This is a genomic window from Paractinoplanes durhamensis (genome assembly GCF_016862175.1).
GTDB classification, from domain to species: Bacteria; Actinomycetota; Actinomycetes; order Mycobacteriales; family Micromonosporaceae; genus Actinoplanes; species Actinoplanes durhamensis.
Genome location: NZ_BOML01000033.1, coordinates 210,726 through 217,159 on the forward strand (window position 1 = coordinate 210,726; position 6,434 = coordinate 217,159).

At 69.8% G+C, this 6,434-nt stretch carries 6 protein-coding genes; 3 read left to right on the forward strand and 3 right to left on the reverse strand.

The window, feature by feature from the left end; all coding sequences use genetic code 11:
• Position 1 precedes the first annotated feature (1 nt).
• The 3 genes from Adu01nite_RS20515 to Adu01nite_RS20530 are packed head-to-tail and all read right to left on the reverse strand — an operon-like array spanning position 2 to position 3,877.
• A complete protein-coding gene (locus tag Adu01nite_RS20515) occupies positions 2–1,174 on the reverse strand; it encodes a DUF6891 domain-containing protein (RefSeq protein WP_203728510.1) in 1,173 nt (390 codons plus the stop codon).
• Positions 1,175–1,188: 14 nt separating this feature from the next.
• Entirely contained in the window at positions 1,189–2,427 is a 1,239-nt protein-coding gene (locus Adu01nite_RS47900; protein ID WP_239132565.1) for a cellulose binding domain-containing protein, read from the reverse strand.
• Between the two features lie 19 nt (positions 2,428–2,446).
• Complete coding sequence (locus Adu01nite_RS20530) at positions 2,447–3,877, reverse strand: cellulose binding domain-containing protein (protein ID WP_203728511.1); 1,431 nt, start codon at positions 3,875–3,877, stop codon at positions 2,447–2,449.
• Positions 3,878–4,051: 174 nt separating this feature from the next.
• Between Adu01nite_RS20530 and Adu01nite_RS20535 the strand changes: the two genes are divergently transcribed.
• From Adu01nite_RS20535 to Adu01nite_RS20545, 3 genes are all read left to right on the forward strand, one after another.
• The gene (locus Adu01nite_RS20535; RefSeq protein WP_203728512.1) at positions 4,052–4,723 is read left to right on the forward strand and encodes a DUF5317 family protein; all 672 of its coding nucleotides are present in this window, start codon (positions 4,052–4,054) and stop codon (positions 4,721–4,723) included.
• Positions 4,724–4,856: 133 nt separating this feature from the next.
• On the forward strand, positions 4,857–5,330 hold the full coding sequence (locus Adu01nite_RS20540) for a hypothetical protein (protein ID WP_203728513.1): 474 nt from the start codon (positions 4,857–4,859) through the stop codon (positions 5,328–5,330).
• Between the two features lie 120 nt (positions 5,331–5,450).
• Entirely contained in the window at positions 5,451–6,341 is an 891-nt protein-coding gene (locus Adu01nite_RS20545; protein ID WP_239132566.1) for a DUF2199 domain-containing protein, read from the forward strand.
• Positions 6,342–6,434: the final 93 nt, after the last annotated feature.

The window sequence follows — 6,434 nt, forward strand, 5'->3', positions numbered from 1 at the left end:
GTCACCACGGAGTCGTGGTCACGCCCTCCAGCCCGGGGATCGCGTTGCGGTGCTCGGTCGCCAGGATCGTCAGCACCCGCTCGGCCTCATCGAGCTCGGCGAACTTGCCGGTCGAGGTCGAGTCGTCCGCGTTCGGCGTCTCCAGCCAGAGCCGCCCGTCCTTCCGCATGATCTGCACACATCCGGCGTCGTGCTCGGCCGACAGCCACGAATCGGTGTGGGTCGGTATCCGCCGCAACACGTCGAGGATCTCCGGAAGCTCCATCGGCCGGTTGGCGTGCTGCTGAGCCCCGGTCGGCACGTTCGAGAAAGTCACTTCGAGCAAACCCGTTTCCGTGGGTACGCCGTCCGCGTCCCCGCCGTCGCCTATGTCCGCGCCGCCGAGCAGCCGGATGCCCTCGAATCGGCCGGCCACCCGCCCGTCGTCGCTGATCAGGCGGTGGCCCTCCCGCCGGATGGTCACCGCCCCCGCTCCGTCGCCGACCCGCACGGTGGTGCCGGTCGGCAGCCAGGGCAGCTCGAGCCGGGCCAGTGCGGCCGCGGACATCGGCGGGTGCTCAACGGCCGGTTCGAACCGGATCGGCACCGTCTTTTCGGCCGCTTCGTCGGCCGGGAAAGCCGCCAATCGCCCGTGTCGGCGTCGCGCCCAACGTAGGCGTACATCAATCCGCTGTTGGGGTGAACCGTCCCATTCGACGTGCAGGCCCTCGGCGCGCAGAGCAGCCACGATTTCCTCGCCGATCTGCGCCGACGGGCCGAAGGCCAGCCAGAGACCGCCGCCCAGGACCGCCCGCTCGGCGTCCTGCTCGTGATAGAAGACGTAGCCGCGCGCCCGCGAACCCGCCAGGACCTCGTCCCGGATCGCGGTCACGCCGCAGTTCTGGCAGCAGGCGAAGTCCTCCCGGGCGACGATCCGCGACTCGTCGAGGGCGCGGAACGCGGCGGTGAGCCGGTCGCTGTCGGTCCGTTCCGGCCAGGTCGCCTGCGCTTCGAGGTGCGCCGCGAACTCGGCCGGGACCAGCTCCCAGGCCAGGTCGAACAGGTCGGCCGGCTCGGCCCGGTCGTCCAGGTATTCGACGGTGCCGGTCACGATCGACGCGCAACTCGCTCGCCCGCGGGCCACCTCGGCGCGGAGGTAATCGGTGGCTTCCGGCCGGAGGTCCTCGGGTCGCATCCGCGCAAGATACGTTATTTCAGGTAGGCCGCCAGGGCGATGCCCTGCTCGCGCAGGGCGGTGGCGATCAGGCCGGCGATCTGCTGGGCGCCCGCCGCCTCGAAGTGGGTGTGGTCGGCGCAGAAGAACGCCCCGACCGCGCCCTGGGTGTAGTCGCCGTTGTTCGGGCACAGCTTCAGCTGGTTGTAGAGCGCGACGCTGCGGGCGTGCAGGTCGATCACCGGCACCCCGGCGGCGGTGGCGGCGTTCTTCGTCTCGGTGACGAAGCCGCGGTTGCCGACGGCGGTGCTGCCGCTGCACGTGATCGCCGCGACCGGGGTGACCAGGACCGGCTTGGCGCCGCGGGCCTTGGCCGCCGTCGTCATCACGCCGAGCAACTCCTGGAAGCGGGCGGTGCCGACGTGCCGCGGGCAGGCCGTGTCGCCGTCGTTGATGCCGAACTGGATGAACAGGTAGTCGCCGGCCTTCAGGCCGGTCGTGGCATCCAGCATGGCGGTCCACCGCGTGCTGTACGCGGTCGAGCTGAGCGTGCACTCGCCGGCCGCGTTCTTCGTGGTGGTGACGTTTCCCTCGTACAGCCAGGTCTGGACGCTGCGGCCGCCGACCGCGCTGTTCTGCACGGTGACGTCGGTGGTGAAGTACGGCGCGAACTGGCTGCCCCAGCCGATCGGGCAGGTACTCGCGTTCATCATCGTCGAGTCCCCGGCCATCCAGATCTTGATCTTCGGATTGGCCGTCGGGGTCGGGGTCGGCGACGTCGTCGGGGTGGCCGGCGGCGTGCTCGGTCCGGTGCACGGCGTCGGCGACGGCGTCTGCGGGCTCGTGGTCGCGGCCGCGCCGGTGCAGGTCGTGCCGTTGAGGACGAACGTGGCCGGCACCGGGTTGCTGCCGCTCCAGGTGCCGTTGAAGCCGAAGCTGACCCCGGCGCCGGACGCCACCGCCCCGTTGTAGCTCGCGTTGGTCGCGGTGACGGCCGTCCCGGAAACGGTGACCCCGGCGTTCCAGGCCTGGGTGATGCCCTGCCCGGCGGCCAGCGTCCAGCCCAGGGTCCAGCCGGTCAGCGCGTCACCGAGGTTGGTGATGGTGACGTCGGCCCCGAACCCGCCCGCCCACTGGCTGCTGATCTTGTAGTCGACCCGGCACGCGGTGGTGGCCGCCTGGGCGGTGGACGCGGTGGCGGTGGCGATGCCGCCGGCCAGCACGGCCAGCGCCGCGGTGGCCAGCACCGCGAGGCGCCGTCGGGAAACCGTCATCGGGGATGCTCCTGCGGGGTCAGGCGGCAGCCGTGCAGGCGGTGCCGTTGAGGGTGAATCCGGTGGCGCCGGTCAAGTTGCTGTCGGTGGTGAAGCCGAAGGCGGTGGAACCGGCGGCGGGGATCGGGGCGTTCCAGGCGGCGTTGACGGCCTTGGCCGCGGTGCCGGACTGGGTGACGGTGGCGTTCCAGGCCTGGGTGACGTTCTGGCTGCCGGGCAGCGTCCAGGTCAGCGTCCAGCCGTTGACGGCGGCGGCCGAGGTGTTGCGGATCGTGACGTCGAACTGTGCGCCGCTGCCCCAGTCACTGGTCCGGGTGTAGGTGACCGCACAGGCGCCGGTGGGTGTCACAGTGGGTGTCACGGTGGGTGTCACGGTCGGTGACGGGGACGCGGTGGCCGTCGGTGCCGTCGTCGCGGTCGTACCCAATCTCGCGGTGATCACCGGGGCCAGCTTGTCGGCGATGGCGAGGTGGCCCTTGTCGTTCGGGTGCACCGAGTCGCTCAGGCCGTCCGCGGGCAGCCAGCCGGTGGTGTCCACGTAGAACACCGCGGCATCCCCGGCCGCGTTCCGGGCCTGCACCGCCGCCTGCGTCTCGGCCGCGTAGCGCCCGATGAACGTACGCATCGCCAGAAGTTTGGCGTTCGGGAACTTGGCCCTGATCTTGGTCAGGAAGGTGACGTATTTGGCCTGGAAGTCGGCGCTGCTCACGCCGTGGCTCTTGTCGTTGGTGCCCAGGTTGATCACCACGGCATCGGCCGTGTAGCGGCTGAAGTTCCACAGGTCGGTGCCGACCTGACCGCCGCTGGACATCCAGTACCGCGTCTCATGCGCCCAGCAACTGTCCGTGGTCTCGGACAGGCACATGCCCCCGATCGCGATCTGGGTGTGGTCGAGGCTGAGCCGCTCGCCGGTCACGAAGGCGTAGTCGGTCACCGCCAGTTGACTGCTGGTGGCACCCGCGGTGATCGAGTCACCGACGAACTCGACGAGCTTGGCGCGGGCCGGCGCCTTGAAGGTGGTGGCGCCCGAGTCGAGCGTCAGCCCCTGGAAGACCGCGTCCCCGGTGTACGACCCGGCCACCTGCCGGTAGGTGACGATCAGCGTGTGGTTGCCGGCGGCCAGCGCGGTCGGCGTCAGGTTGACCGTGCCGGAGACGCCGCTGAACGCGGTGAACGCCTTGCCGTCGATGCTGGCCCAGAGGTCGATGGTGTTGCGCTGCTTCAGTTTCACCGTCTTGCCGGTGAAGCCGACCCGCAGATAGGCGCCGGCCCAGTAGGGCACGTAGGCGCTCGCGCTCGACGTGTTCCACCGGCCGACGAAGCTGATGTTCGTGTCGCTCGGCGTCCCGTCCCCGGCAGCGGCCTGGGCGGACGGCGCGAGCATCAAGCCCGCGAGGCTGAGCAGAGCGGCCGACGCCAGAGCTACCGTCGTGGTCCTGAGCCTTCGCATGACTTCTCCTCGCCTCTGGGAGCGCTCCCAGCATCGTGGCTCACCAATTCACATGTGTCAATGAAAAGGCCCCAGGATAGTCGCCCCGAATTACCGATCATCCACAGTGTCCGGAGCCCGGACCTGTCGGTTTGGCGGCAGTGGCCCGGTCGGCCGGACGGATAGCTTCCCCGCATGTCGTTCAGCTTCCTGGTGCTCACCGCCGCACCGGCGATCGCCGGGGTGCTGCTGGGCTATCTGTGCGGCGGGCAGCTTTCCGGCTTCCGCAATGTCCGGGTGCGCGCGCTCTGGCTGGTCTGGCTGGCGGCCGCCGTGCAGTTCACGCAGTACTTCGCGCCCGGCGTGCGGCACGCGGTCGAGGATATGGCCGGCATCCCGATGCTCGCCCCGGTCTTCGCGATCGTCTTCGCGTGGCTGGCGGTGAACCTGCGCCACTGGCCCACCGCGATCCGCCTGGCCGGCGTCGCGATAGTCCTCGGCGCGGCCATGAACGCCCTGGTCATCGGGTTGAACGGCCGCATGCCGTACGACCCGGTGGCGGCCGTGGCGGTCGGCAACGCCCCCGACCGCGAAGGCCCGAAGAACGCCCCCGCCGACGCCGAAACGAGGCTGGCCGCGCTCGGCGACACCATCCCGGTGCCGCTGCTGCGCAAGGTGGCGAGCCCCGGCGACGTCCTGATCAGCAGCGGCACGATCGCCCTGATCACCCTGACGATGCGGCGTGGTCGCCGCGCGAACGAGGAGAACCCCGATGACCCGTACGTTGTCCTGGCCGCGCCTGGTGCTGGCCGCTTTCACGCTGGCCACCTTGGCCCTGCTGCTCTACACCGTCGGCGCCCCGAGTGAGATGTCATGACCCGCGCGTTCTCGTGGCAGCGCATCGTCCTGGCCGCTTTCACCGTCGCCACGCTGGCCCTGCTCCTCTACACGGTCGGCGCCCCGAGCCAGATGAGTTGACCGGCGCCATATCGTCGAGCGCGTGACCGAGCAACCGGACGACCAGCGCTTGTGGGACGCACTCGTCGCCGCCGAGTGGGAGCACGCACACCGGCGCGCCGAGTTCTACCAACAGGCGCGGTCGCGCACCGACGTCATCACCGCGGCACTGGCCGGAAGCTCCGCGGACCAGAGCACCGCCCTGAGGTTCCTGGCCGTCCTGCCCGACGACGTGCCGGCGGTGCTCGACCGCCTCATCGAGCTGTCGTTGTCGCACCGATGGTCGCTGGAAGCCCGCCAGGCCATAGCCCCCGCCTGGCGGGCCGGAAGGCTGCCCGACCTCCCCCGAAAGGTGCTGGCCCGACTGCAGGACGCCGACGACGACGAGTACCGGCGCTTGGCCGAACTCCTGCTGCACTTGCAGGCCACCGCCGAACTGCACGAACTGGTGAAACGAGCCGAGCAGAGCACCGACCCCGACATCCGCGAGGTAGCCGATGACTTCGCCGCCCACTGACCTCGTTCGCCGCCGAATGACCTCGTTTCGCCACCCATGGCCTCGTTTCGCCGCTCACCGACGTCGGTTCGCCGACCGCTGACCTCGTTTCGCCGGCCACTGATCTCGTAGGGTGCCCGTGTGCCTGATCATTTGCCTGGCTGCTCGTGCTGCGGCGCCCCGCTGAACGGCGTCGACCTGGACATCCGCTCAGCCTTACCGGACGCGATGCTGACGCTGACCCCGGAACAACGCGAGTCGGCCTGGGGCAACTCCGACTTCCAGCGGCTGGCCGGCATAGGCGGTTTCCTGCGTTGCCTGATGCCGGTGCGCCTGGCCGGAGGCGGCAGCGTGACGTATTCGGTGTGGCTGAAGCTGGACGACGACCAACTGCGCCACGCCCACACGGTCTGGACCAAACCCGAGTACGTCGACCTGAGCCTGCGCGGCGAGTTGGCCAACGCGATCAAACCGTGGCCCGACCTCCTGGGCGAGCCCGCAAGGGCAGAGGTCCGCGACGCCAGATCTCTGCCGTACCTGGTAGCCGAGGAAGACACCCTCCTGTCCAGGTTGCTGACCGAGGAATGGGACCGAGACGACGTACTGAGCCGAATCTGGCACCCGCTGCCGCTAGCCGTACGTCAGCAGGTAACCGCGGATTGGTCGATCGAGCGCACCGCAGGCCTGCAGCCAAGACGAGCCGAAGACATCATGGTGTTCGCAGGCCCAGGCCGAACCGTCCACATAGAGGCGTTCAACCTGCCGACCACCACAACGGCGGACGAGGCCATCACCGAGATGAGCCAGGACCTCCCCACCCGCTGCGACGGCACCCTGACGGAACAGAACGGCCCACTGACCCAACGAGCGTTCTGGCTGACAACAACCACTAACGGCAGCCCACAGCACGAGCTATACGGCTACGCTGCCGCCCCAGAACGAATCCTCGCCATCACCTGCATGTACGACGACCCCACCGACCTGCCCTGGGCCCAGAACGTCTGGCGATCAGCACAACTCAACCCCTCGTAACGCCCGGCTCGGCCCAGCCCGCCCGGCTCGGCCCAGCCCGCCCGGCTCGGCCCAGCCCGCCCGGCTCGGCCCAGCCCGCCCGGCTCGGCCCAG

Coding starts and splice junctions, on each gene's coding strand:
- Adu01nite_RS20535 (WP_203728512.1), top strand. CDS start 4,052: ATGTCGTTCAGCTTCCTGGTGCTCACCGCCGCACCGGCGATCGCCGGG.
- Adu01nite_RS20530 (WP_203728511.1), bottom strand. CDS start 3,877: ATGCGAAGGCTCAGGACCACGACGGTAGCTCTGGCGTCGGCCGCTCTG.
- Adu01nite_RS47900 (WP_239132565.1), bottom strand. CDS start 2,427: ATGACGGTTTCCCGACGGCGCCTCGCGGTGCTGGCCACCGCGGCGCTG.
- Adu01nite_RS20515 (WP_203728510.1), bottom strand. CDS start 1,174: ATGCGACCCGAGGACCTCCGGCCGGAAGCCACCGATTACCTCCGCGCC.